At 71.0% G+C, this 25,005-nt stretch carries 16 protein-coding genes and 1 pseudogene; 16 read left to right on the top strand and 1 reads right to left on the bottom strand.

What is annotated here, in order from left to right:
* Positions 1 to 248 precede the first annotated feature (248 nt).
* The 13 genes and pseudogenes from ACH4PU_RS32090 to ACH4PU_RS32030 form a co-directional block, all read left to right on the top strand.
* Positions 249 to 1,757 carry a transcriptional regulator gene (locus ACH4PU_RS32090; RefSeq protein WP_398280049.1) on the top strand — a complete coding sequence of 503 codons (1,509 nt, stop codon included), beginning with the start codon at positions 249 to 251 and terminating at the stop codon, positions 1,755 to 1,757.
* 9 nt (positions 1,758 to 1,766) lie between these two features.
* On the top strand, positions 1,767 to 2,642 hold the full coding sequence (locus ACH4PU_RS32085) for a DciA family protein (protein WP_398280046.1): 876 nt from the start codon (positions 1,767 to 1,769) through the stop codon (positions 2,640 to 2,642).
* A 60-nt stretch (positions 2,643 to 2,702) separates the two neighbouring features.
* The gene (locus ACH4PU_RS32080; protein WP_398280043.1) at positions 2,703 to 4,082 is read left to right on the top strand and encodes a GIY-YIG nuclease family protein; all 1,380 of its coding nucleotides are present in this window, start codon (positions 2,703 to 2,705) and stop codon (positions 4,080 to 4,082) included.
* Positions 4,083 to 4,192: 110 nt separating this feature from the next.
* Positions 4,193 to 5,527, top strand: coding sequence for a hypothetical protein (locus tag ACH4PU_RS32075; protein ID WP_398280040.1), 1,335 nt, complete (start codon positions 4,193 to 4,195; stop codon positions 5,525 to 5,527).
* A complete protein-coding gene (locus ACH4PU_RS32070) occupies positions 5,524 to 6,312 on the top strand; it encodes a DciA family protein (protein ID WP_398280037.1) in 789 nt (262 codons plus the stop codon). The genes ACH4PU_RS32075 and ACH4PU_RS32070 overlap by 4 nt, the downstream gene beginning before the upstream one ends.
* Positions 6,313 to 6,355: 43 nt before the next feature.
* The gene (locus tag ACH4PU_RS32065) at positions 6,356 to 7,024 is read left to right on the top strand and encodes a DciA family protein (protein ID WP_398280034.1); all 669 of its coding nucleotides are present in this window, start codon (positions 6,356 to 6,358) and stop codon (positions 7,022 to 7,024) included.
* A 59-nt stretch (positions 7,025 to 7,083) separates the two neighbouring features.
* Entirely contained in the window at positions 7,084 to 8,427 is a 1,344-nt protein-coding gene (gene dnaB / locus ACH4PU_RS32060) for a replicative DNA helicase (protein WP_398280031.1), read from the top strand.
* 194 nt (positions 8,428 to 8,621) lie between these two features.
* A complete protein-coding gene (locus tag ACH4PU_RS32055; protein ID WP_398280028.1) occupies positions 8,622 to 10,016 on the top strand; it encodes a hypothetical protein in 1,395 nt (464 codons plus the stop codon).
* Positions 10,017 to 10,848: 832 nt separating this feature from the next.
* On the top strand, positions 10,849 to 11,019 hold the full coding sequence (locus ACH4PU_RS32050; RefSeq protein WP_398280025.1) for a hypothetical protein: 171 nt from the start codon (positions 10,849 to 10,851) through the stop codon (positions 11,017 to 11,019).
* A gap of 425 nt (positions 11,020 to 11,444) precedes the next feature.
* Complete coding sequence (locus tag ACH4PU_RS32045) at positions 11,445 to 11,891, top strand: hypothetical protein (RefSeq protein WP_398280022.1); 447 nt, start codon at positions 11,445 to 11,447, stop codon at positions 11,889 to 11,891.
* A 619-nt stretch (positions 11,892 to 12,510) separates the two neighbouring features.
* Positions 12,511 to 18,918 (top strand): SDR family NAD(P)-dependent oxidoreductase, encoded by a 6,408-nt coding sequence (locus tag ACH4PU_RS32040; RefSeq protein ID WP_398280019.1) that lies wholly within the window; start codon positions 12,511 to 12,513, stop codon positions 18,916 to 18,918.
* 31 nt (positions 18,919 to 18,949) lie between these two features.
* Positions 18,950 to 20,194: a crotonyl-CoA carboxylase/reductase gene (gene ccrA, locus ACH4PU_RS32035; protein WP_398280016.1), complete on the top strand. Its 1,245-nt coding sequence runs from the start codon at positions 18,950 to 18,952 to the stop codon at positions 20,192 to 20,194.
* 383 nt (positions 20,195 to 20,577) lie between these two features.
* A pseudogene (locus ACH4PU_RS32030) lies at positions 20,578 to 20,757 on the top strand (SAM-dependent methyltransferase); the annotation flags it as partial.
* Between the two features lie 154 nt (positions 20,758 to 20,911).
* Here ACH4PU_RS32030 and ACH4PU_RS32025 read toward each other — a convergent pair.
* Positions 20,912 to 21,556, bottom strand: a complete 645-nt coding sequence (locus ACH4PU_RS32025) for a GIY-YIG nuclease family protein (protein ID WP_398280013.1) — start codon at positions 21,554 to 21,556, stop codon at positions 20,912 to 20,914.
* 732 nt (positions 21,557 to 22,288) lie between these two features.
* Between ACH4PU_RS32025 and ACH4PU_RS32020 the strand changes: the two genes are divergently transcribed.
* The 3 genes from ACH4PU_RS32020 to ACH4PU_RS32010 all read left to right on the top strand — a co-directional run bounded on the left by ACH4PU_RS32020 (position 22,289) and on the right by ACH4PU_RS32010 (position 24,381).
* On the top strand, positions 22,289 to 22,657 hold the full coding sequence (locus ACH4PU_RS32020) for a hypothetical protein (protein ID WP_398280010.1): 369 nt from the start codon (positions 22,289 to 22,291) through the stop codon (positions 22,655 to 22,657).
* A 450-nt stretch (positions 22,658 to 23,107) separates the two neighbouring features.
* A complete protein-coding gene (locus ACH4PU_RS32015; protein WP_398280007.1) occupies positions 23,108 to 23,668 on the top strand; it encodes an RNA polymerase sigma factor in 561 nt (186 codons plus the stop codon).
* Positions 23,665 to 24,381: a hypothetical protein gene (locus ACH4PU_RS32010; RefSeq protein ID WP_398280004.1), complete on the top strand. Its 717-nt coding sequence runs from the start codon at positions 23,665 to 23,667 to the stop codon at positions 24,379 to 24,381. The genes ACH4PU_RS32015 and ACH4PU_RS32010 overlap by 4 nt, the downstream gene beginning before the upstream one ends.
* The last annotated feature ends 624 nt before the right edge of the window (positions 24,382 to 25,005 follow it).

Raw genomic sequence — 25,005 nt, 5'->3', positions numbered from 1 at the left:
TCTTGGGGTCGGAGTGTCACACGCACCCCGGTCCGGCGCACCTATACCAAGAGGGGGGCCCATGCCCTTCTGACGGTGCCCGCGGCCGTGGCGCTCCACAGCTCCGTCCCGCAGGGCGGGACGCGCTCGCAGATTTCTGCCCGCCGGGCGGGAGCGAACCGGGTCCTCTCCGCTTCCCGGACTTTGTCCACAGGCTGCCTGCGCAAGGCTGCCGAGATGATCTCTTTCTCGTCCGTCCGGGTGGGCCGGTGAGCACCGTGACGGCGCTGGCCGCCGTGCTGATTCCTGCTCCGCGTGCGTCGGTGGACGGCGACGCGGTCTCCGTGCTGCCCGACCTGTTCGTGCCGGAGGCGATGCAGTGGCTGTCGACGTCGTCGGGCCGGATCGCGTCGGATGGCTACTCCTGGATGCAGGCGGTCCACTGGGTCGCCGGCGCCGGGGTGTACCAGCCGCGGCGGCACCGGTCGCACGGGCCGCGCAGTTTCGGGACGACGACCGTGCGGGTCGCCCAAGAGCTCGCGGCGCTGTTCCCGTGCCGCCCGGGCATCGAGTACCTGGTGCGCCGCACCCGGCTGTCGGAGCGCTCGGTGGAGTACCACCTGGCGATGCTGCGGGAGGCCGGGCTGCTCGCGTACGTCGTGCGGGGCACCCGGGTCCGCGGTGAGGCGGCGCAGGCGTCGGAGTTCGCGCGGATGATCCCGCGCGAGTTCGACCTCGCGCTCGGTATCCGCACGGTGCAGCGGGACAAGGACGCTCCGGCGTACACGCGGGCGGTGTCCGGGATCGCCGAGGCGGGCCGGGAGCTGATGGCGAAGCTGGCGAAGAAGGCGTCGCGGAAGGTGCGCCGGCCCCGGTCGAAGAGGTCCTCGAAGGCCCAGTCGGGTGGTGCCCGGAGGACCGCTGAGCAGGGGAGTGGGGCGCCTGCTTCGGGGGAGGTCCGTTGCACCCCAATGCAGGTTGGTACCTCAGCGTCTTCCACTGCGGGTACTACTTCCTTCCCCCCTGAGAGCAAGCTCGCAAGCGGGGCTGGCAAGTCCCCCACCCCGAAGAAGCCCAAGGCGAAGGCCGGCCGTCGGCGGCTCAGCATCGTCGGGCGCCGCTTCCAGCTGGCGAGGGAACTCACCCAGGAGCTGGACTGGCTGCGCGGCTGCGCGGTACCCCGGATCGCCTGGGTGGCCCGGGGTGTGGCTGACGCCGGATGGACCGTCACCGACGTGAAGGGCTGGCTGTACCTGCGCGGCGAGGCGGCCCGGGTCCGCCGGGGCTCCGGCCTGCTCGCCGTGCTGCTGGCCGGCGCGGAGACCATCCTGGACACCCCCGAGAAGCGGGCCGATGCCGTCGAGCAGTGGCGCGGCGCCCAGGAGGCCGCTCGACGCCACCGCATCCAGCAGGTCCGCGTCCGCGCCGAGCGGTACGACGGCGACTGGGACGCCCCGTCCAGTCGCGCCGTCCGGCGGCAGGTCGACGAGGCACTCGCCGCCGTGTTCGCACCCAAGCCCCAAGCAGTCTCGCCCGAAACGGAGGAGACCCTGCCCGAGGTGTCCGGTGTGGAGGGCCTTGAGGACGACGTGTTGGCGCAGGCCCGCGCGGAGGCCCGGCAGCGGCTGATGGTGGGTGACACCTCGCTGATCACCGTGGCGGTCGACGCCATGGGCCGTGAAACGGCAGAGCAGCTCTACGGTCCCGACCTGGTGCGCCGCGCTCTGCAGCTGGCGAGCGGCGCCCGCAGCTCGCTGATGACGTACGGATGCCGGTAGGAGGCCCCGATGACCACCACCCGCATCACCATCGAGCAGCCCGCCGTCGACGCTCGGGGGCTGTCCGGCGTCGACCTTGCCCGGGTCGCGCTGCACCACGCCCGCGCGGCCGCCAAGAAGCGCGGGGGCAGGGGGCCCCGCGCCCCGCACCGCCGCCGGGCCCGGGCCGTGCAGCGCGATGGGCGGGAGCCGTGCGGGTTCGCCACCGTGCTCCAGGGCCTGATGGCCGACCGTGCCTGGGAGCTGCCGGTCGCCAGCGGCACGGTGCTCGACCGCTGGCCCGACATCGCGGCCGCCATCGCCCCGCAACTGGCCGACCACGTGGTTGCCGTCGTCTTCCACCCGGAGACCGGCCAGCTGGACCTGCGCCCCGACTCCCCGGCCTACGCCACCCAGCTCCGGCTGCTCAACGCCTGCATCATCGCCGCAGCGAACGATGCGGCCGGTACGCAGACGGTCCGCAGCATCCGGGTCCTGGCCGCCGGCGCCGTGCCCCAGGAGCACATGGTGGAGTCCGCCCCAGTGGCCCCGGCCACTTCGCAGGCCCCGGTGAAAACCAGGGAGACAGCCTCGCCCGGCTACCACCAGGCGCTCGCCGCGCACCGATCGGCCACGCCCGCACAACGGATCGACCCGGCAATCGCGGAGGCCATGGAGCGGCAGACGAAGGCGATGCGCGAGCTCAGCCGCCGCGCCTTCCCCGAGCACGACGTTGCCCCGGACAGTGCGCCGACCCTCATCGTGGCGGCCCGCGCACAGCGCCAGCGCCGGACTGTGGCCGTCGAGGCCGCCGCCCTTCGCCGAGCACGGGCGGAACGAGCAGGTCGCGAGGCCGGGAAGGCGCCCGTGGTATCGGGTTTGAGGTCGCTTCGGTCCACAGCATGAACGGAGGGGACTGGACTGGCCTCCGGAGTCGAAGCTGCTCGATACCGTCTGGACACGTGCATGTGCGACCAACGGCAGGGATTACATCGATTGGAGAGAAAGGGAGTCATGACAAGTCAGGTCTATGTCATCGGCGCATCCGGATCGCCCGTCGCCAAGATCGGAGTATCGACTGATCCGGAGCGGCGTCTGCGGCAAATCCAGTCCATGAGCCCGCTGCGGCTGGAAATCCTTTGGACGTGTCCGGGCAGCTACCCGCTTGAAGGCCGTCTCCATGCCCAGTTAAGGGCTTATCGTTCCCACGGGGAGTGGTTCGATTTTCAGGACCTGGACCCTGTGAAAGCAGTACAAGGTGCCGTCAGTAAAGTCCAGGGTGAAGAGGCTTCAGGGTCCGCCGAATCAGCGCAAGCTGATCCATGCGCAAGCGGCACGATACTTGGCTGCATCTGCGGCCATGGGAACGGTCATCATGGATCAGGTGGATGTACCGTGATGGGCTGGGACGAGGCTTCCGACTGCCGGTGCACTGCGTATACGCCAGCATCTATGGATGACGAGACCCTCACACCAGCATCCGATCAGAATTCGGCTACGAACGGTCGGCGAGAACCCGCTCCATTCAGCCCCAGTCATCCGCTAGCACTAAGCGCTGACACTCGCGTACGTCTGGGCCAAGCAGTGCGAGAATTCCTGAACGCTCCGGGCTTGGTGGGCGCTCCGGACCCACAGCGGCTAGCAGTACTGGTATTGGCCGCGCACGTGTCGTGGTCGACGGGCCTCGTGGAGGTCACGTCCCGCGATCTTGGCCAGTGGCTGGGATTATCGGTCTCCCAGATGCAGTCCGTGGTGTTGCCGGGCCTGCGCCGCTCCGGTGTGGTAATGACGAGGACGCTGACGGGTAAATTCGGTGAGCACCGGAATTTGCAATGCGAGGTGTTGCCTCTGCGCACAGCACAGGGCGTGGCTGGGCATCCACTGGCTCTATCGCAAAAGGAGTTAGCTGCCTGGCTACGGCTGATGGAGGCGCTTATGGCCCCAGGCCGGTCTCTCCAGGACACTACGCCCACCCCAGCCGGGCTTCTGGGTGGTCGTTCAGGGCGGGGATCTTCGACAGACCGGTTAGCGCTGTTGCTGCTCGTGTTGGAAGCGGCAGAGACCGGGCGGGTTCGGCTGTGTGGCGGGACGGTGGACAAACACCGAGGCCGGGCAGCGGCGACACTAGCGCGACTACTAGATTGCGGGCTGCCGGGCGCTGAGCGAGTACTGAAACGGTTGGAGGACGCCAATCTGGTGCGGCGTCCCCGAAGCGTGACCACGTCCGGTCTGCACAACCGGACGCGGCTTGTAGTGCCGGCCGTCGCGGCCGCCCACCGTGAGTCCCAAAACTTGGGGAACTATCAACCAGCAAGACCGGAATACGGGCCGAAGCCACGACAGTGACCATGGTTAGCCTGCGTCTGGACACCGGCGGCCCCCGTGAGACCTGCGAGTATCTGGTCGGCGACCGGCGTGCCCAGCGTCAGGCCATCGCGGCCGCGGTCGACGTATAGATGCCCCGCGTCTGCGAGGCCGAGCGGCGCGCGTGCGCGGGCGAGGACCAGGCCGCCTACGGCGAGAGCGCCGTTGCCGGAGCTGGGTCGCCGGTGGCGGGGGGCGGCCCGCTTCGCGGGGAACAGCCGAAGAAGTCCCCGGTCGTCGAAGGCGTGGAGGGCGGCCGCAGGTCGGCGGTCGGCACTTCGGTGCGGCTCGAGGGCAGTGCGGGCCGGGTCGGGCGACAACGGGGGAGGGTTCCTCTGCCGCCGTCCGACCTGCGGGCCGTCCTGGCCCCGGTGGACCTGGTGTGGGCTCGGCTCGAACGCCGGCCCGCACGCTGCCTGGTGGAGACCGCGGCCCGTCGGGAGTTGGCCCGGCTACGTGGCTTCGTCGGCCCGTCGGACGCGCCGCAGGTGCTCGCGGAACGGCTCGTCCGTCGCCTGGAGGAGCAGATGCGCCTCGGTGGGCCGATCCAGGACCCGGTGGGGTGGCTGATCCGTCGGGGCCTGCCGCAGCGTCAGCGGTGCGGCGAGGTGCGGTGTGACGACGGCACGCTCCTCGACTCCGGTCTGGAGTGTCCCTTCTGCGAAGACCGGCGGGCCGACCGCAGGGCTCAACGCCAGGCGGCCGCGGCCGCCGTCGAGGAGGAGATGCCGCACGCCTCGCCGACCGAGCGCCGTGCGGCCATCGCCCGGCGGGTGCACAAGACCGTGACGGCCCAGACGTGGGCGAAGATCCGCGAGTGGGAGTCGGTCCGCCGGTGGGAGGAGGTCCGGGCCGCCCGGGCCGCTGCCGTCGCCGCGGCCCGCGCCGACGCCGCGTACCCGGCGCCCGAGGTTTTCGGTGTCCCGCTCGTGCTGCCGGACCTGCCCGGGCCGCGCCCGGCAACCGTGCCGGAGGCGGCCGCTGACGCGGTAGAGCGGGACCAGGCCGCCTCCCGCCAGCGTGCCCGGCGCAGCGCCCAGGGCCTGTGCCCCGAGCACGGCGCTCGCCCGGGCTCTTCGGGGCGGTGCGCCGATTGCGGGCCGGACGACGCGGTCGGCCGGGACGCCCCGGCCGTGCCTCGGCAGCGGGTGACCGTCGGCCCGCCGCGCGGCTTCTGCGGCGACTGCGGAGCCCGGATGCCGATGGTCGGCAGGGCCCTCGAGGAAGGCCAGTGCACGCCCTGCCGCGAGGAAGCCGCCACCCCGGCCCCCCTCCAGGCGCCCGCCGCCGAGGAGCAGTTGCTGCTCTGCTCGGGGCGGGACCCCCGCGGCGGGCCGTGCGGCCGGCAGGCGCTGCCGACCCGCAGCGTGTGCGCCCGCCACCGGATCCAGGAACTCGCCGCGGAGGCCGCGGAGGTGGCCCGATGACCCATACCCCGCGATCGGAAGGCGTGGACCTCGCCCGTGTCGCGCTCCGCGCCGCACGGGACGCCGCCCGCCGCCACGGCGGCCGCCCTCTCCTGCCGAGGCACCGCGCCGCCGCACCGGCCCGCCGCGACGGGCGCGATCCGCTGAACCTGGCCGGCGCACTGGCAGCGCTGGTCGTCGAGCGGGCCTGGGACCTCCCGACGGCCGGCGCGACCCTACGCGAGCGATGGACAGTGATCGCCCCTGAACTGGCCGAGCACGTCGCGGCCGTCGGCTACGACGCCGCCTCGGGTCAGCTGACCGTGCAACCGGACTCGGCGGCCTGGGCCACGAAGACGCGCCTGGAGCAGGCCCGCATCATTGAGGCCGCCAACACCTCGGCCGGCCGGACCGTCGTGCGGGCGCTGCGCATCCTGCCGCCCGGCACCCCGCCGGCCGGCGACCCTCTGGGCCCTGCTGCGTCGACCGCCGCCGTGACCGCTGGGCCGGTGAAGACCCGGGAGTCCGCTTCGGCCGGCTACCGCCGCGCCCTCGCCGCGCACCTGGCCGCCAAGCCCACCAGCGCGGAGCGGGATCCGGCTGTTGCGGCGGCGTACGAACGGCAGACCGCGGCGCTGCGGCGGCAACGGGAACGGGAGTGGGCCTTCGCCGACGATCCGGTTGCCGGCGACCGGCCGCCCCGCACCGTAGGCGACAGGCACCGCCTGGCCCTCACCCGCGCCCGCGCAGAACGTGCAGCCAGGAGAGGAACCGATCCCGCCTCGCAACAGCCCACGGCAGACTGAAGATCCCCGCCTCAAGGGGCGGGGCCAACCGGAGGGAATCAGGGTGACCGATGCCGACCAGCCCGGGAGGCGCTGGGCTGCCGAGAGCGATCTCGCACTGATCGCCCTGCGGCACGCGCGGCAGGCCGCTCGCTGTCAGCAACCCGCCCCCGCCCGGCCCCGGGCACATCCGGCGGACTTGCCTCAGTCCGCCCTGCTGAGCGCCGTGCTCTTCGAAGCGGCCGCCGAGTATGGCTGGCCCGTGCCCGAGGTCCACCCGGTGGTGGCCCGGTGGTCTGTGCTGGCCGGGGAGCGCCTCGCTGCGGGTCTGACCGCCATCGGTTTCGACCCTGCCACCAACACCCTCACCCTGCAGGGAGCGTCGACCGCCTGGGCCGCCCAAGGGCGGCTTCTCGCAAAGCGGCTGATCGAGCAGGTGAACGGCTCTCTCAACGCCGACGTCGTCCGAACAGTGCGGATTCTGGCGCCCGCTCAGACGGAGCCCGACTCGCCGAGCCCGCCCGCAACGACGCAGGAACCGGGCGTCCTGGCTGCGGTCCGTCGGCAGGACAGACGCGTGCCCCGGGAACCAGCGCACCTGTTCACCGGGGTGTGCGGCCCCGAGGCGGCCCCACGGCGCTCGGATGTCGTGCGGGCCGCGGCTCTGGCCCGGGCCAGAGCCGCGAAGGACGGAGTTGCCGGTCAGGAGTCGTCGCCGCCTCCCCCTCGCTAGGCTGACCCGGGGTGCCGCCGCACGGCCGCCCACTACAGCAGATGACGGGGGAGCGGGTCGTGGCGGAAACCGAGTCCGGGCCGACGAGCCCACCCCACGACCTTCCCGCAGAGAAGGCCGTCCTGCGCGCCGTGCTCCGGTCCCCCGAAGCCCTCGCCGACATAGCCGAGCTCCTGACCGAGGAAGACTTCTACCGTGGCGGGCACGCGCTGATCTACACCGCCGCCCTGGCCGTCTACGCCCGCGGCGAGGCCGCGGACCCCACCAGCGTCGGCGCCGAACTCGCCAAACAGGAGCAGCTCGCCGACGCCGGCGGCACTGTGTACCTCCACACCCTCGCCGCCGACCCCGCCGCCCCGGGCACCTGGACCGAGGCCGCCGAACGCGTCCGGGCCGCAGCCGTGCTGCGACGCCTCCAGGTCGCCACCGCCCACATCGACAACCTCGTCGCCGAAGCCACCCCGGACAACCTCGACCAGATCATCGACACCGCCCACGCCGAGGTCTACGCGGCGACACTGCGCGACCGCACCCGCATCCCGCCCTCCTACCCGCTGGCCGACGTCCTGGAAGGAGCCCTGGACGAAGTCGAGGCCGCCAGCAGCCGCACCGACCCCACCGGGATCCCCACCGGCTTCCAAGACCTCGACGTGCTGACCGGGGGTCTCTACCCCGGCCAGCTCGTCGTCATCGCCGGCCGCCCCGCCATGGGCACCTCGACCCTCGTTTTGAACTTCCTGCGCTGCGCAGCCATCCAGCACGGCCTCCCCGCGGCCCTGTTCACGCTGGAGTCCCGCCGGACCGACATCGCCCTGCGCCTGTTGAGCGCCGAGGCCCGCGTCGCCCTGCACCACCTGCGCTCTGGCCGCATGTCCGAAGACGCATGGCAGCGCCTGGCCCAACGCCTCCCCGGCGTCGCCAGCGCACCCCTGCACCTTCAAGACCACCCCTACGGCAACTTCACCGAGCTGCGAGCCCACTGCCGCCGCCTCCACCGCCAGCACGACCTTCGGCTCATCGCCGTCGACGACCTGCAGTTGCTCAACTACGGTCCCCGGCCACTCGGCTCCCGCTACGAAGAGGTCTCCGAGATCGCCCGCGGCCTCAAGCTCCTCGCCAAGGAACTCGACATCCCCGTCATCGCCGCCTCCCACCTCAACCGCGGCCCCGAACAACGCACCGACAAACGCCCCCTCCTCAGCGACCTCCGCGACTCCGGAGCCCTGGAGGACAACGCCGACCTCGTCATCCTTCTCCATCGCGACGACGCGTACGAAAAGGGCTCCCTCCGCGCCGGCGAAGCCGACCTCATCGTGGCCAAGCACCGCTACGGGCCCACCGCCACTCTCACGGTCGCCCACCAAGGACATTACGGACGCTTCGTCAACGTGGCTCCGGAATAGCTTGCCTTCCGCTGAAGCTCGCCCACTGAATCGCCACTGCCCCACCGAGCCATCTTCAGCGAGTGCCACCGGAACCTCACCAGGGCGAATTTGCAGCCCCCGTGACGGGTTTGACGGAGCCTGCCATGTCGCAGGGATGGAAGAAGGCCCCCGCATACCGCGAGGGCGCCGCGTACCGTAGGGGGAGAGTCATCGTGAGTGTGGTACGTCCGGTCGCCAACGGCCTGCGCACCGATCATCCTGTGCCGGGCCTGCCATTCATCAACGACGAGCGGCTCCCTCTGGACAACCCGGATGCGATCGAACGCACCGGCCGGAAGCAGGGCGAGGGCCTGTGGGGGCGCACCGACCCGTTACCTGATAGTGACGGCGGCTGGGTGGCGTTCACCACCGAACCGAAGAATCCCTCGTACGCGTGGGCCGTCCACCAGCACCCCGAACACGGCCGCACCGTTCTGCTGATCCACGACGAGGATCTGGGCGGCCTTCACCACGAGTGGGTCTACGGGCACAGCGGATTCCTCTACCGGCACGGTGGCTACTGGTGGGACGGCACCGCCTGGCACAGGCCCGGCCAGGTCATGGACCGCGCCTTCGAACGCTATGACGCCCGGCCTGTCCAGGACGCCCTCACCATCACCGCCGCCGACCTCCTGGCCCATCCCAGCGCACCGGGCAACGCCTACGTCGCGAAGATCGCCGCTTTCACCGCGCCGCAGGAACCGCTGTCCAACTGGGTCGACCACCTCGCCCTCTGGGCCCAGCGACGCCTGCACGGCTCCAGGCCGCTCAACCAGTGCATCGTCGACCTGCGCGCCCCGGAACTCGAGTCGGCCCGCCTGGTCGACCGGGCTGGTCTGGCGAAGATCGCGGGCATTGCCCAGGACGACCTGCCCCATCCGGAATACGGACGCCAGAATCTGCCTGCTCCCCAGACCGACACGAGCGACGGCCCGCGCTGGTCGGAGCCCGTCGCCCGGGACTGGGCCGAGCAATACCACAGCACGCATGGCCCAGAAGCCCTCCTCTCCGGCACCACAGCCTTCGACACCACACAACCCCGCGGACTCGTCGCCGACCACAACCGCCTGACCAAGATCATCAAAGACAGCCTCGAGGACACAAGGAACAAAAAGAAGCGACGCTTCGCATCAACGGCCGAAAGCCAAACCCAGGAGACCGCCGCAACCCTCGCCTGGTGGCCCGCCGTCGCCCTCACCGACGGCCCCCACAGCCTCTTCCCCATCTCAGCGCTGCGCACGACGGTGATCGAGGCCGTCATCAGCGGCCTCGCCCAGGACGTCGAGAACGCCAGGAAGTGGGGTAAAGACGAGCCCTCTCTCGGGGACATCAGCACGGACGTGGTGGAACTCCTCGTCTGGTACATCCAGCGAAAACCAGGCCACACGGCGGGAATCTTCGGCGAGATCTGCCTGATCGCCCGCACCCGTCTCGCCCTGTCACCCGAGAAAGTCGGCCAGCTCCTGCGACGATCCCTCCACCTCGACAGCAAACTGAACGGCAAGACCATCAACGCCCTGCTCGATCTGGCCCTGCCGCCCTCCGCGAAGCACCCCAAAGAAAGCTGAAAACGCCCCAACCCCGGGCCCCGTGACCACCGAGGCAAGCCGGGCCGCTGGACCAGCCAGCGGGGGAGCCGGAGATCACACCGCTGGGCCAGGACGGGTACTGCTTCTTACGCTGCCGGTGTCCGGGCGGGACCGATGCCGCCGAGCACGCCGGCGCCCGCGCGGTCTCCACCTCGCGGCGGCCCAGCGGTGGGTAAACGAACGGCTACCCGGAGCGTGAAGAGCGTGCGAGCCCAGCGTGCGGGGATGCTGTCTGATGAGACTGCGCCCGAGCTTTGGGGTGTGACCCAGATACGCGGCAATGAGTTGATCTTGAGCGTCGGAGGGCCTGTAGGGCACGAGACCAGCGGTCGCCCCTGAACTGTCCTGGCTAGCACCGTGTCACCGCTCCTGCCGGATTCGCTGTCCGGGGTATGAGGGGTCGTCTGCGCCGGCTGACCGAGGAGGAGGCCGTGGCCGAGGTGAAGGCCATCGAGCGGGAGGCCGAAGGCATCTCCGCAGTCGCGGCCGCCGAGCTGGTGCTCATGGAAGGAGGGCAGCCGGAATACGGCAGAAACGTGCCGTAGGGCTGGCGCTGATTGATCGTGGTCCGGTTTGGACGGATCGCGCGTCCGGTGCGTGGTCAGTCGCCGAGCGCGGCTTCTTCAAGGTCCAGAGTGCGCTGGAGGCGGCGCCGCGTGGCATTGCTGATCACCTGGTCTGTAACAACTACGCCACCCACATCACCCCGAGATCAGGGCGTGGCTGGGCAGGCATCCCCGCTTCCACGTGCACTTCACCCCGTCGGAGGCGCGAGCGGCACCGACGACGCCATGCTCGCCTGGCCCTGCACGTGCGCACTCAGCAGATGAGCCTGCGCGACATCGCCGCCCGCCTCGTCATCACTACCGGCAAGAAGAAGGGCCAGCACCCCTCACCCGCGACCGTGATGCGGTTGCTCTGCGAGCACGACGAGCAGACGGCCACGGCCACCGAGGACGCCCGACCAGCCTTTACGCCTTAGCGTTCAACTCCGCAGCAATACTGCTGGGCCCCGACCCCGACGGGCGCTTTTCGGAAAGCGCGGGGAACTGTCTGCATCCGTATTATTGCGTCACCGTTTTCTCCAGATTCCCTGCAGTCGGAGCAGGCGGCACTCCTCGGCCACTTACTTCTTTGCGGCGCTTATCGATACACCGTCCTCCTCGTGAGCTTTCGCCACGAAAGCGGTAGCGGATGCACGTCCGAAGAAACGATTAACCTCATGGTTTGCACAGGAATAGTCGCGGCTCACTATTCCTTGGTTGGTGATGGAAGGCCACGTAGCGGGGGCGGCGACCGGGCGACATCCCGCGGTATTTTGCGGCTGGTTTCCGCAGTGTTTTTTCGGACAAGGGGGGAAGGCTGGACGCGGTGGTATTTTCCCGAGCGAAAGGAGTGAGGAGAAAGATGAGTCGCGATAATATCGGTGAGTTTCAGCTCAAGCTAAGTGGTTTGCGGGTGCTGCCGGGTGCCCACAACTACGAGGCTTCCGCAGCGGGCGAGGGGCGTATCGCCGGCATTGAGGTGTTCGCGATCTTCACCCACGTCAGCCAGATCCTGCCGGACGGCTCGGAGATCGCCACCTCGGACGGTTTCCTGCGCGCCAAGGAGGGGTGTGACACGGCCTTCGTGCAGTTGATCGGCGGGTTCCGCTGCGAGCGTGAGGGCCGGCCCGGTGGGGCGCAGCACTGGCAAGGGGCTGCGGCCATCAAGAGTGAATCGCCGCGGTTCATGGAGCTCAACGGCAGGGTCTTCTGGCTCGAGATCCGCTTCGACCCGCAGGCGGGAACCTCGCATCACCGGTGGTACGCCCTTCGCGCGGGGTGGGACGACGGCGGGGACGACGGTAGTTGAGGTGTGCGGCGTCCGTGTGTCCGCGGTGCTGTAGGCGGTTGGCTCCGTGCGGGGTGCGGGCGTCGATTGGGCAGTGCCGGGCCGGCGGCCGCAGAGCGTCTGCCCGGCGCTGCCGCCTGGGACGCGCTGCGCCGGTGCCGGTGCCGTGATGGTGGGGGCGCGGGCCGAGCCGGGCTGCCCGGCCGAGCCGCGGAACGGCGGGTTGTCCCACGGGCATGCGGGCACCTTCGCCGTTTCTTGGGTGTGGGGCGGATTCTTCTTCCCCGACCCGGCGGGGGCGGAGTCGGAGTCGGCGGTGACGTTTCCGTTGCAATGCCGGATCGCCACGGGCACCGACGGATGGTTCCTTCCTTTGGCCGGGCGCAAGAGCCGCGCCGGTGACCAGGGATACGGCCGCGCACGGGGCGCAATGCGATGTGACGGTGGTGAACGCTGGTCCACTATGGCATCGCCGTTGCGCATCGGCCGCGCCGATAAGAGAGATGTCACGTCCGGGCCCGTCAGGAGTTTTCGCCGAGTCGGGTGTGTTCTGCGTGTTCCCGGTTGTTTTTGCCTTTTGTTTTCGCCTTTCTTGTCACGGTGGGAGATGGTCGTGCCCATGCCGTAGGGAACGGGGGCGGTGCTGCGTTGCCCGGTGTGTGAGCGCGTGTTTGTGTTTCCGGCTTTTTGCTGGTTCGGAGGTGCTGTCGTGGCGCAGATTTCATCGGAATGCCCGGTTGCGGTGGTGGGGGTGGGGTGCCGGCTGCCGGGAGGGGTGGATTCCCTTGCGGGCCTGTGGCGGCTGCTTGAGCAGCGCAGGGATGCGGTGGGCCCTGTGCCGCCGCAGCGGTGGACGGCCGGGGAATTGGCGGATCTTCCGTCCGGTGTGGTCGCGCGGATGGAGCAGGGCGGGTTCTTGGACGGGGATGTGTTTGGGTTCGACCCGGAGTCTTTCGGGATGAACGAGCGTGAGGCGCTGTTCACCGATCCGCAGCACCGGCTGTTGTGGGAGGTGGTGTGGGAGGCGCTGGAGAACGCCGGGATGCCTGTGCACGACGTGGCGGGCAGGCGGGTGGGACAGTTCTACGGCTTTTACGCCAAGGATTATCTGCTGCGTGTGCAGCACACTATGGCCGACATGGACCCGTATGCGCTGTTCTCCGGCACGGACAGCACGGCTGCCGGGCGGATGGGTTTCCTGCTTGACCTGCACGGCCCTGGCCTGGCTTTGGAGGCGGCGTGCGCGTCATCGCTGGTGGCCGTGCACACGGCCTGTCAGGGGCTGCTGTCGGGGGAGGCGGATGTGGCCGTGGCGGGTGGGGTCCAGTTGGCTCTCGACCCGGGTCTTGGGGCGATGACGGCCCGGTGGGAGGGAGCGACGTCGCCGACGGGGCGGTCGAGGCCGTTCGACGCCGCGGCGGACGGCATGGTGCCTGCCGAGGGGTGCGCGGTGGTGGTGCTCAAGCGGCTGGCCGATGCGCGGCGGGACGGCGACCGGGTGCTGGCGGTGCTGCGGGGGTCGGCGGTCAGCGTGTCCGGCAGCCGGGCGCAGCTGGCGGTGACCTCGTGCGGGGCGCAGATGCGGGTGTTTCGGGCCGCGTTGGAGCGGGCGGGGGTGGAGCCGGGTGATGTGGGGATGGTCGAGGCGCACGGTACGGGTACCCGGGTGGGGGATCAGGTCGAGTTCGCGGCGGTGGCCGAGGTGTACGGGCGCGGCCGGGGGCGGTGTGCGCTGGGGTCGGTGAAGTCGAATCTCGGGCACAGTCAGGCCGCTGCGGGGGTGAGCGGGCTGTTGAAGGCGATTGCCGCGGTGCAGCGGGGTGCGGTGCCGGCGACGCTGCATTTCCAGCGATGGAGTCCGCTGATCGAGCCCGGTGACACCCGGCTGTTTGTGCCCACTGCGGTGACGGCCTGGCCGGTGGAGGGGGTGCCGAGGCTGGCGGCGGTGTCGTCTTTCGGGATGACGGGTGCCAATGCGCACGTGATCGTGGAGGCTCCTTCGCCGGGCACCGGACGGCGCAGGGCGCCTGCCGCGCGGGCGGGGGGCGCCGGTGAGCGGGTGGCGCGGGTGTTCTTGCTGTCGGGCCGCACCCCGCGGGCGGTGCGGGAGGGCGCCGGCAGGCTGGCGTGCTGGCTTGAGGGGGATGGCTCGGCGGCGCCGCTCGGTGATGTGGCGCACACGCTGGCGGTGCGGCGCTCGCACGCCTCCTGCCGGGCCGGGATTGTCGCCCGGGACCGGGGGGAGTTGGTGGCGCGGCTGCACGCCCTGCACGGTGAGCGGGAAGCCGAAGGCGTCACGCTGGGGCGGTGTGTGCCGGGCTCGGCGGCGCAGCCAGGGCCGGTGTGGGTGTTCGGCGGGCATGGCTCGCAGCGGGCGGGGATGGGCCGGGGTCTGCTGGATGCGGACCGGGCGTTCACCGCGGTGATCGACGAGCTGGAGCCGCTCATCGAGGCGGAGTCGGGGTTTTCGCTGCGGGCGACGCTGACGGCGGCAGAGGAGGTCAGGCGCATCGACCACGTGCAGCCCGCTTTGTTCGCCCTGCAGCTGGCTCTGGCGGCGATGTGGCGGGGGGCGGGTGTGGAGCCCGCCGCGGTGATCGGCCACTCGATGGGGGAGGTCGCGGCAGCCGTGAGTGCCGGGGCACTGAGTGTGCGCGACGGGGTGCGGGTGGTCTGCCACCGCTCCCGCCTGATCGCCACCCTCACGACCCAGGGACTGATGGCGTCGGTCGCTCTGGAACACCAGGAGATCGAGCAGCACCTGGCCGACGAGGGTGTGCGGGGGGTGTCGGTGGCGGGGATCCTCGCCCCGCGTCTGACCGTGATCGCAGGAGATCACCAGGCGGTGCGCGCACTGGCGGAGCGTTGGGATGCTCAGCACATCGATGTCCGCTTGGTGAACGTGGAGGCAGCCGGGCACAGCGCGCACATGGACCCGCTCAAGGACGATCTCCTCGGGGTGCTGGCAAAGCTGCGCCCGAGGGCTGCGCGCGTGCCATTCTACACCACCACCCTGGCCGATCCTCGGGAGCGGGCCGCGTTCGACGCCGCGTACTGGTTCGCCAACCAGCGCAATACGGTGCGGTTCCAGCACGCGGTACGGGCGGCGCTGGCCGACGGGCACCGGCTCTTTATCGAACTGGGCCCGCACCCGCAGCTGACCGGTGCCGTCCGTGCGAACGCCGACGGCCCGGTGGCCACTGTGCCGTCCCTGGTCCGCGGCCAGGAGGAGCCGGTCTCCTTCCTGACGCACCTGGCCGCCTTCCACGCGGCCGGAGGAGTGGTCGACTGGGCCGGCATGTACGGCAACGGGCAGCTGGTGGATGCTCCGCCCACCACGTGGGAGCGCCGGCACCTTGAGGTGGAACGCCGCACCGAGCACGGCCCTGCCGAGGTGGGCGGGCACCCGCTGCTGGGCACACACCTGGCCGATCCGCACAGCGAGGGCCGCCACCTGTGGCAGGGCACCATTTCGGCCGGGCGTCTGCCGTGGCTGGCCGACCACACCTTCGCCGGCGCGCCGGTGCTGCCGGCCACGGGATTCGCGGAGATGGCCGTCCAGGCCGCTGTCGACCTCCATCAGGTCCCCAAGGAGCGCATCGCTGTGCGCGGCCTGCGCCTGCTGCGTGCGCTGCCGGTGGCCCGGCCCGTGGCGGTGAGTGCGCACGCCACGCTCACCGGCCCCGGGCAGGCGGCGTGGACGGTGCACAGCGGGAATCCGGCTAAGGGCGGTGTCTGCCACGCCACCGCCCGCCTGGAGCTGGCCGGCGACGAAGGCGCCCGGCCGGTGGGCGTGGACATCGGCGCGCTGCTGGCCGCCCACCCCCAGGACATCGACCCCGCCGATCTCTACGCCTTCGCCGACGAGCACCTGGCTGCCGGCTACGGGCCGGCTTTCCGTGGCCTGCGCAGCCTGCACGGCACCAGCGACAGCGAACGGGTCAGTGTGGTCGCAGCCTTCGAGCTGCCCGATGCCGGACGCATCGGCTCACGGCTGCTGCACTGCCATCCGGCCGTACTGGACACCGCCGTACACGCGGTGCTGGCGGCGTGGCGGCGGGTTTCCCAGGTGGCCGGCGGCACTCTCGTCGTCACGAGGATCGGCGATCTGCGGCTGCACGGTGACCTGCCGGCCACCGGGTGGCACCATGCCGTCATCGACGAGGCCGGTCCTCGCTCGGTTCGCGGAAGCGTGCGCGTCCTCGCCCCGGACGGAACCGTCATGGCCGACATGGCGGACATCGAGCTGGCGAGTGTGCCCGCTCAGACGCCCCAGGAGCGGTTTGCCTCGCGGCTGCTGGGCGTGCGCTGGACCGCGACCGAGCTTGCGGCCGCCCCGGAAGGGGCGGTGGCCGAGTGGGTGCTCGTGCACACCGGCGACCGGCCCGCACGCGCCGAGTCGCTGGCCGACGCCCTGACCGCCACCGGAGCCCATGCCACGCTCATGCGCGACAGCGGTGACGCCCTGCCGCTGCAGACGGTCGTGGGCGAGGGCGGTCAGGGCCCGGTGGGTGTGGTGTTCCTGCCCGCCACCACACCCCAGGCCGGGGAGCAGGCGGTGGCGCTCGCACGGCACCACACCACCCGCCTGTTGAACCTGGCCCGCACCCTCACCCACCTGGACACCACCCGGGAGATCCGGCTGTGGGCCTGCACGTGCAGCGCCGAGACCGTCCACCCCGGCGACATCCCGGACCTGACGCAGGCCGGGCTGCGCGGCGCCCTGCGCACCCTCGGCTACGAACACCCCGCCCTGGCCCCCACCCTGTTGGACACCGACGCCCGCACCACGGCCGAGCAGATCGCCCGCGAACTGCTGGCCTGCCCCACCACGCAGGACCACATCGCCTACCGCGACGGCCTGCGCCTGACCGCCGCCCTGGCCCCGGCCGCCCTGGCCGCCGGCGACCGCCACCACCGCACCATCGACTTCGCCCGGGACAACGCCGAGCTGCGCCCGCGCACCGTCGGCGACCTGGACTCCCTGGAACTCCTCGCCGCCACGCGCACGGCCCCGGGCCCGGGCGAGGTCGAGATCCGCGTCCACGCCAGCAGCGTCAACTTCGTCAACGTCCTGGCCGCCGCCGGCACGTACCAGAAGTTCCGTGCCCAAGGCGACGACGTCCTGCGCACTGCCTGGGACTGCGCGGGTGTGCTCAGCGCGGTCGGGGACGGCGTCACCCATCTGCGCGTGGGCGACCGGGTCACCGCCTGCATGACCGACCTGTCCCCCTCCTCCTTCGTGAGCCTGGCCGCCGTGAGCGTGGCCGCCGACTGGCGCGTGATGCCGGTTGCCGACGGCATGAGCCTGACGGACGCCGCCGCCCTGCCCGTCGCCTACCTCACCGCCTGGCACGGCCTGCGGACCCTGGCGCGGCTGCGCCCGGGGGAGCGGGTGCTGATCCACTGCGCGAGCGGCGGCGTCGGGCAGGCGGCCGTCAACGTCGCCCGGCTGTGCGGCGCTACGGTGTTCGCCACCGCCGGGAGCGAGACCAAACGCGTGTGGCTGCGCGAGCGGGGGATCGAGCATGTGATGGACTCCCGCTCCCTGGCCTTCGCCGACCACATCCGCCGCATCACCGGTGGCCGGGGCGTCGATGTGGTCCTGAACTGCCTGACCGGCCCCGCTCAGGCCGCCAGCCTGGAGGTGCTGGCGCCCGGCGGCCGGTTCATCGAGATCGGCAAGAAGGACATCCACGCCGGCACCCGCATCAGCCTGCTGCCCCTGCACCACAACGCCGCCTTCCACACCGTCGACGTCGCCCGCCCCCTGGGGCCCGGCTTCGCCGAGAGCGCGGCTGGCCTCACCCACGCCCTCCACCACCGGCAACTGCCGCCCCTGCCCGTGACCACCTACCCCGTCACCGAAGCCGCGAGCGCGTTTCGCACCATGGCCCGCGCCCAGCACACCGGAAAACTCGTCCTGACCTGGCCCACCTCCGGTACCACCACCCTGCCCGTGCGCCCCGAGGACGTGCCCCTCGTCCGCGACGACGGCGCCTACCTCATCACCGGCGGCCTCGGCGGCCTGGGCCTGCTCGCCGCCCGCTGGCTCGCACAAGCGGGCGCCGCAACGCTCGTGCTCACCTCCCGCCGCGCCCCGAGCCCGAACACCACACAGGAGATCGAGCACCTGCGCGCCACCGGCACCCGCGTCAAGGTCGTGCTCGGTGACATCGCCGACCCGGCCACCGCGGACAACCTGGTCCTGGCCGCCACCGCCACCGGCCACCGGCTGCGGGGGGTGCTGCACGCCGCCGCCGTCATCGACGACGCGACCCTGACCAACATCACCCCGGACCTCATCGACCGCGTCTGGCGCCCCAAGACCCTGGGCACCTGGCGCCTCCACCAGGCCACCGAAGACCACGAGGTGGACTGGTGGGTGCTGTATTCCTCGGCCGCCTCCACGCTCGGCAACGGCGGCCAGGCCGCCTACTCCTCCGCCAACGCCTGGATGGAGGAGTTCACCACCTGGCGCCGCCACCAAGGCCTCCCCGCGAGCTGCGTCTCCTGGGGCCCCTGGGCCGAAGTCGGCGGCGGCGCGTTCATGGCGGCCCGCGGCTACGACATGATCACCCCCGACGAAGGCATGGACGCCCTGCGCCGCCTGCTCGCCCACGACCGGCCCCGCACCACCTACACCCCCACCGACACCCACCGCTGGCTCAAGGCCCACGCCACCGCCGACCGCCTCACCTACTTCGCCGCCCTCCACACCGGCACCCGCCCCACCCCCACCCGCAGCCTCCTCGCCGCCCTCGCCGACTGCCCCGGCGAGGCCGAACGCCTCGCCCTGCTCCAGCAGACCGTCATCCATCACGCCGCCACCGTCCTGCACCGCGATCCGGCCGACCTGAACGCCACCACCGCGTTCAACGCCACCGGCCTGGACTCCCTGATGCTCACCGGCCTGCGCACCCGGCTGGAAACCGACACCGGCCTGCGCATCCCACCAGGCGCCCTGTGGGCCCAGCCCGACCCGGCCGCGCTCGCCCACTACCTCCTGCACCACCTCAACCCCGACCGCACCGGCACCCCCACCTGACCAGCCTTGCCTCCACGACCAAGGACCCCCCATGCCCGGCCATCTCTTCGAACCCGGCGACATCCCCCCGCTCGGCACCGTCCCGCGGCAGATGTACGCCAGCGTCATCCGCCGCGAACGCTACGGCCCACCCCACAGCGCCTTTCGCACCGAAGTCGTGGACGTACCCGAGGCGGGCCGCGGGCAGGTACTGGTGCTCGTGATGGCCGCGGGCATCAACTACAACAACGTCTGGGCCGCCCTCGGCACACCCGTCGACGTCATCGCCGCCCGGGCCAAGCACGGCGCGCGCGAGGAGTTCCACATCGGCGGCTCCGACGCCTCCGGCATCGTGTGGGCCACCGGCGAGGACGTCACCCAGGTGCAGGTCGGCGACGAGGTGATCCTCTCCGGCTGCCAGTGGAACGAGAAGGCCCCCGACATCCGCCTGGGCGCCGACCCCACCACCTCCACCACCCAAAACGTGTGGGGATACGAAACCAACCACGGCTCCTTCGCCCAGTACACCCTCGTCCACGACTACCAGTGCCACCCCAAACCACCCCACCTGACCTGGGAGAAGGCCGCCTGCTTCCTGCTCACCGCCGCCACCGCCCACCGCCAGCTGTGCGGCTGGCCACCCCACGACGTCCAGCCCGGCGACCCCGTCCTCATCTGGGGCGCCGCCGGCGGCCTGGGCTCCATGGCCATCCAGATCACCCGGCTGCGCGGCGGCATCCCCATCGCCGTCGTCTCCAGCGAACACCGCGCCCACCACTGCCGCACCCTCGGCGCCCACGGCACCATCGACCGCCGCGACTTCCACCACTTCGGCCCCATGCCCGACCCCGCCGACCACCAGGCATACACCCACTGGCTGCAAGGAGTACGGGCCTTCGGCCGCCGCTTCTGGGACGTCCTCGGCCAGCGCAGGTCACCACGCATCGTCTTCGAACACACCGGCCGCGACACCCTGCCCACCTCCCTGTACCTGTGCGACAACGCCGGCATGGTCGTCTGCTGCGGAGGCACCACCGGCTACCAGGCGAATGTGGACCTGCGCTACCTGTGGATGCGCCAAAAACGCCTCCAGGGCTCCCACTTCGCCAACCTCCGCCAAAGCCGCGCCGTCATCCACCTGGCCGCCACCGGACTCCTCAACCCCTGCCTGACCCTCGCCGGCACCCTCGCCGACATCGGCACCGCCCACCAGCGCATGCACGACAACCAGCACCCACCCGGCAACCAGGCCATCCTGGTCAACGCCCCACGCCCCGGCCTGACCACCCTCCACTGACCGGTCATCCTCACCCGCCCGCACATCCCCGCGGGGTGCGAACGATGTGGCGGTGTCGCCGGACACCTCAGGAGACGGTGTTCTCAACCGGCGAAGGGGTGGGCCATGAGGACGGCCATCGCCAGGCGGATCACGGCCTGACCGAAGTCCGCTCCACCATCCGGCGTTGTGACGGTCGCCTCCGCCGGCCTGCGGGACAAGACGGCCGCAACGTTGTGTTCCGGCTACCTGTGGCACATCCCAAGACCACCCTGGCCTGGGCCGACCCGGCCTGCGCAGACCAGCTCACCGACTACTCCCGCACCTACCCGGGCCTGATTCTGAAAAGCCCTCTCCCGGCCGCCACAGCACCACCAGGCTCACATCCCCTGGGCCCTCATCGCCGGTGGGAGGTGCGCGAGGGCGGCCCGGTGCGGCTGTGGGAGCGCATCGAGGCGGTGCTGGACGCCTACGACCAGGCGGGACGGCCGGGTCCTGAGACGTTCACCCTGCACGTGGACGGCCGCGGCGGGCAGCATCTGCGGCACCCGCGCATGCCCGCCCTGGCGCTGCCGCGACCCTGACCACCGGTCAATCCCCAGGTGCCCGGCCTGGCCCCCGGCCCCGTTCCCGCGCTTGAGCCCGGCACTGCCCTGGAGCCGGCTGCTGCGACGGTGCCCGCGCAGCCGGTGAGGACGAGGGAGTCGGCCTCGCCGGCTGCAGGGTCGGGCGCCAGACCTACAAGATCGCCATCGGGTACCGCCGACTACGGCGTTTCCTGCCGTTGCTGGGGTTGAGGCGGTCACGGATGTGCGCGGGTATCGGGATGAACGTGCCAGCGACGAGAGGCCGGGGAGCGGCGGCGGGTTCGTTCTGTGGCGGGCTGCTGGGCTGCGAGGGACGGGGGGTGTCGTATCGGGCGGCGAAGTCCGCCTTCTTGTCCGCTGCTGGTTCCCGTTCGTGCTCGTGACGCTGCTCGGCCAGCCATGCCTGGATGGTGGAGTCCGCCTGGCGCGCGATGATGGTTTGGGCCGTGTCGAAGGGCAGCGAGGGGAACCACTCACTGGTCTTGGTGAACGAGGGGCTGATCTCGCGTGCCTCTTGCAGGCTTCGCTTCTCGGTGGCTCGGAAGTTGGAGTGCAGGGGGGAGACCCAGGCTCTGGTCACGCGGTCGCCGATGTTCCGGGCGTCATCCCGGAAGCCGGTTATCCGCCGTCGAGGACCGGTTGTGCAGCCGATCTTGAGGCGCCGACGCGCCCCTTCGACTTCCACGGCATACACGTACCCCTCTTTGTTATTGCCGGGGAAGTCCTGGAAGCCGTCGAGGTAGCTGTCGATGGCTTCCCAGGCGGGGTCTGTCGTGACGGTAGGGAGGGTGAACACGTGTACCTCGTGGTGGTGCTGACGATCTCGGAGAGAGTAAGCAGTCCCACTGACAATGGCCCCCAGATCGGCGGATCCGTATCTCTGCCTCGGACCCGCCGATTACCCGTCGCGGTGTGCGACCGCCCCTGAGCCCGACCGGATCGGGTGATGGGCTGGGGCATGTGAGAGTGCCACGGAGGCACGCTGCGGGTTGTGCTCCCGGCGGACGGACGGTCAGGAGATCCGGGCCTTCGCCGACGAGCCGGTTGCCGGCGCCGGGCCGCCCAGCACCGGAGGCGACAGCCGCTGCCTGGCCCTCACACGCGCCCGCGTCGAGCGGGCAGCGCCGCGGCAACGGTCCCTCGGAGAGCCGGCAACAGGGTCTCCGCTTTGGGCTGCGGTCTGGCCAAGTCGCGGATGAGAATGAGCAGATGGCGGTCCGTTGAATACGCAGCTGGCCGCCTCCGGTGTTCCAGTACCCGCTCTGGGGAGCGGTGGGAAGGAGCTGGGGGAGTGGTGACGCAGGAGAGCTGGGGGCCCTGGCAGAAGCGTTTGAGCTCGGGGGAGTTGGTACGGCTGTCCCGGGCTTGGTACCGGCGAGTGGAGTGTCCTTCCTGCGGCGTGGCCGCTGGCCGTTCCTGCCGGTCTCCGTCGGGGTATCCCGCCGATCACCACCGGGCCCGACGAGACGCCGCAGGGCAGCCGCCGTACGAGCAGTGGCGCAAGGAGGGCCTCATCCCCGAGATCAAATTGCCCCTCACGCTCCCTCCGGTCCTCAAAGACGCCCGCGCGGCCGTCGCTGAGCTCGGTGTCGAGCAGTCCCTCGCCGACGCCGCCGTGCTCGTCCGGCACTTCCTCGCCGACCATCTCGCCCTGACCCTCGGCGACGAGAAGGCGCTGGACCTCTTCGACGAGACCGCACGCACTCTGGCCCTGGCCCGCGGTCCCGAAGGCGCCGCCGACGTAATCACCGTCCTGGTCTCCCAGGTCGTCGCGTTCCTTCCGCTGCTCGCGGGAACGGCAGACCCTGAGGTGGTGTACACCGAGTGGCTCGGCTCGCAGCTCGCCCAAGCGCGCCGCCGACAGAGGGAGGAACGACGCATGCGCTCCGAGCAGTGATCACACAAGCGGTTAGCCGAGTTGACGGGCCGTTCGCCGAAGTACTGCGGGCAAAGGTGGCCAGGAGCGGGCCGAGCGCGTTGGTCTGCTGTCAGCCGGGCCGCTCCGGGAGCTGCGTCTACCCGCAGAAGATCCCGGACGGTCGCAGCCAGCATGCCGGGCCGCCCGAGTTCAACCATTCGGTGATCAAGGAGTTACGTTCCGTCGAAATTTCCGAGTTCCAGGCTGGACGCCTCGGGCCGCTAGTGCGGCATGAGAGGTGAGAGCTGTCCGCTCTCTGGGGTGGCGGGGGAGGTCACCCTGCATCCGTGCGCGAAGAACAGGAACAACTTTGTCCAAAGGCACAGCGCCCGAGCGCCGTGTGGGGGAGACCGCAACCCGATGCGGGCCGAGTCCGACCGGTGACACGTCCAGCACTTCCCGGGTCCGGCCATGACCGTCCGGCCGGCCGTGACCGACACGGCCGCCCGCGCCCGCCTGCTGGTCTACGAGTCCTTCGTCCGCCGCAAACAGCCCGGATACGTGAAATGGGGCTATTCGAGACTTTTCTCCTGGGAAGACGCCCGTGAGGCGGCGAACAGCGCCTTGTACCGGATCTACGTGCGATGGGACGCGCTGCTGCGCAGCGACAGCCCGGACGCCTACGGCTTCAAGATCCTCCGGGACTCCGTCATCGACGTGCTGCGCGCACGGGACCGCGCCCCGGCCCTGCCACTGGCCGCCTTCGAAGAGACCGTCCACCCGATCGCCGGCGTCCCGCCGGGAGAGGTCGACCAGGTCCCGCTCCGCCTCGACATCCACCGGGCCATCAGCGAACTACCCGACCGTCAGCGCACCTGCGTCTTCCTCCACTACATCCTGGGCTGCCCCGCAGAGGAGATCGCCGACATCACCGGCCTGGCCTCCTCCACCGTCCGCTCCCACCTCCACGCCGGCCGCGCCGCCCTGGCCACCCTCCTCGGCGTCCCCGACGACGACCCGCCCCTGCCCGAGAAAGGTGTCGCCCCGTGATCGACGCCATCCTGCGCGGCGTGCAACTGCGCGCCCCCGCCCCCCCGCCTCTGCCCCGCGAGGACTTGAGCCGGCTGCGCGCCCGCGCCGAACAGGCCGAGCACAAGCGCGCGACCGTGGCCCGCACCGCGAACGGGTGGCTGAGCCCCTTCGCTCCGGAGGTCTCCCGCCTGGCCGAAGACGACGCGCACGACGCCCCCGCCACGCTCGCCCTTCGGCGCCGACTCCAGCGCGACGCCCGGACGCTGTGCCGCTACGTCCTGTCCTCCCCAGGCACCCACCTGCGCGCTGGCCAGGTCGTCCTGGCCGTCCGCGCCACCGACCCCGTCGGCGCCCGCGGCCTGGGCTGCCTGCTCTACCTCACCCACGGCAGCGGCGAAGGAGCGCGCTTTTGGTGGCGCTACGCCGCCGGCATCGGTGACAGCACCGCCGCCTACCTCCTCGTCCTCGACGCCCTGCTGCGCGGCCGGGTGGAAGAGGCCCGGCACTGCTACACCGAGCTGGACGCCGCCGGCTTCCTGTGCGACGAGGACCTCGAACCCGCCCCCGCCCGGCCGCCCACCCCCAGGCGCCCCGCCCCCGGCGTTCTCGAGGGCTACCTCCACGACCTCTCCGGTACGGAGCCGGCGCCCCGCACCACAGACGGAACGGCCGACGACACCACACCGACGCAAGTACCGCTCGGCGCGGGCCTGCCCGTCGCAGCACCATGATCAGTTGCCACAAAAGCGCCACAGAAGTAGCAGAGGCCGACCCCTCCGTCCGGCAACCCGATAGCCTGACGCCGCAGCTCTCCCGGTCTCCAAGCGGTCGCTTCGTGGGTCTCCCGCGGGGATTCACGAACGCTGGATCCCGGGGAGGAGAACCTGATGGGCAACCGTCGAGAGGGTCACCGCGACGCAGGGGACCGGTTATACCGCTGGGCCCGCTGGCTCAGTCCGCTCCGCGCGGCGTATCTCACCGTGCGGGGGTGGCTGATGCCGGACGCATAAGGGCCCCGGCCGAATTGGCCGAGGCCCCGCGGTACTGCACTGAGGGCCTCATCCCCGCACTCTTGTCCACAGGGGGGGTGGGGCTCTCTCGTTCTCCGCTGGCCCGGCATGCGCCAGCACCTTCACCGTAGCGCAACTGCGACGCACTTAATAAGGGCGTCGCAGTTCATGATGGGCCTGACCAAAATGGCGGGAGGCCGGAGAGTCCGACGGCGGCATCCCGAGGAACTGACGGCACGCTCGCCAATACCTCGTCGGCCTCTACAGCGCCTCCAACGGGCCGGTACGAGACCGTCCGGTGACCGCGTCGGGGACGGCGTGAGCGCTGGCCGGGAAGCTACCGGC

Origin of the sequence: Streptomyces sp. NPDC021100 (assembly GCF_044333095.1) — a bacterium.
GTDB lineage: Bacteria > Actinomycetota > Actinomycetes > Streptomycetales > Streptomycetaceae > Streptomyces.
This window is presented reverse-complemented; position numbering and strand designations above follow the sequence as displayed.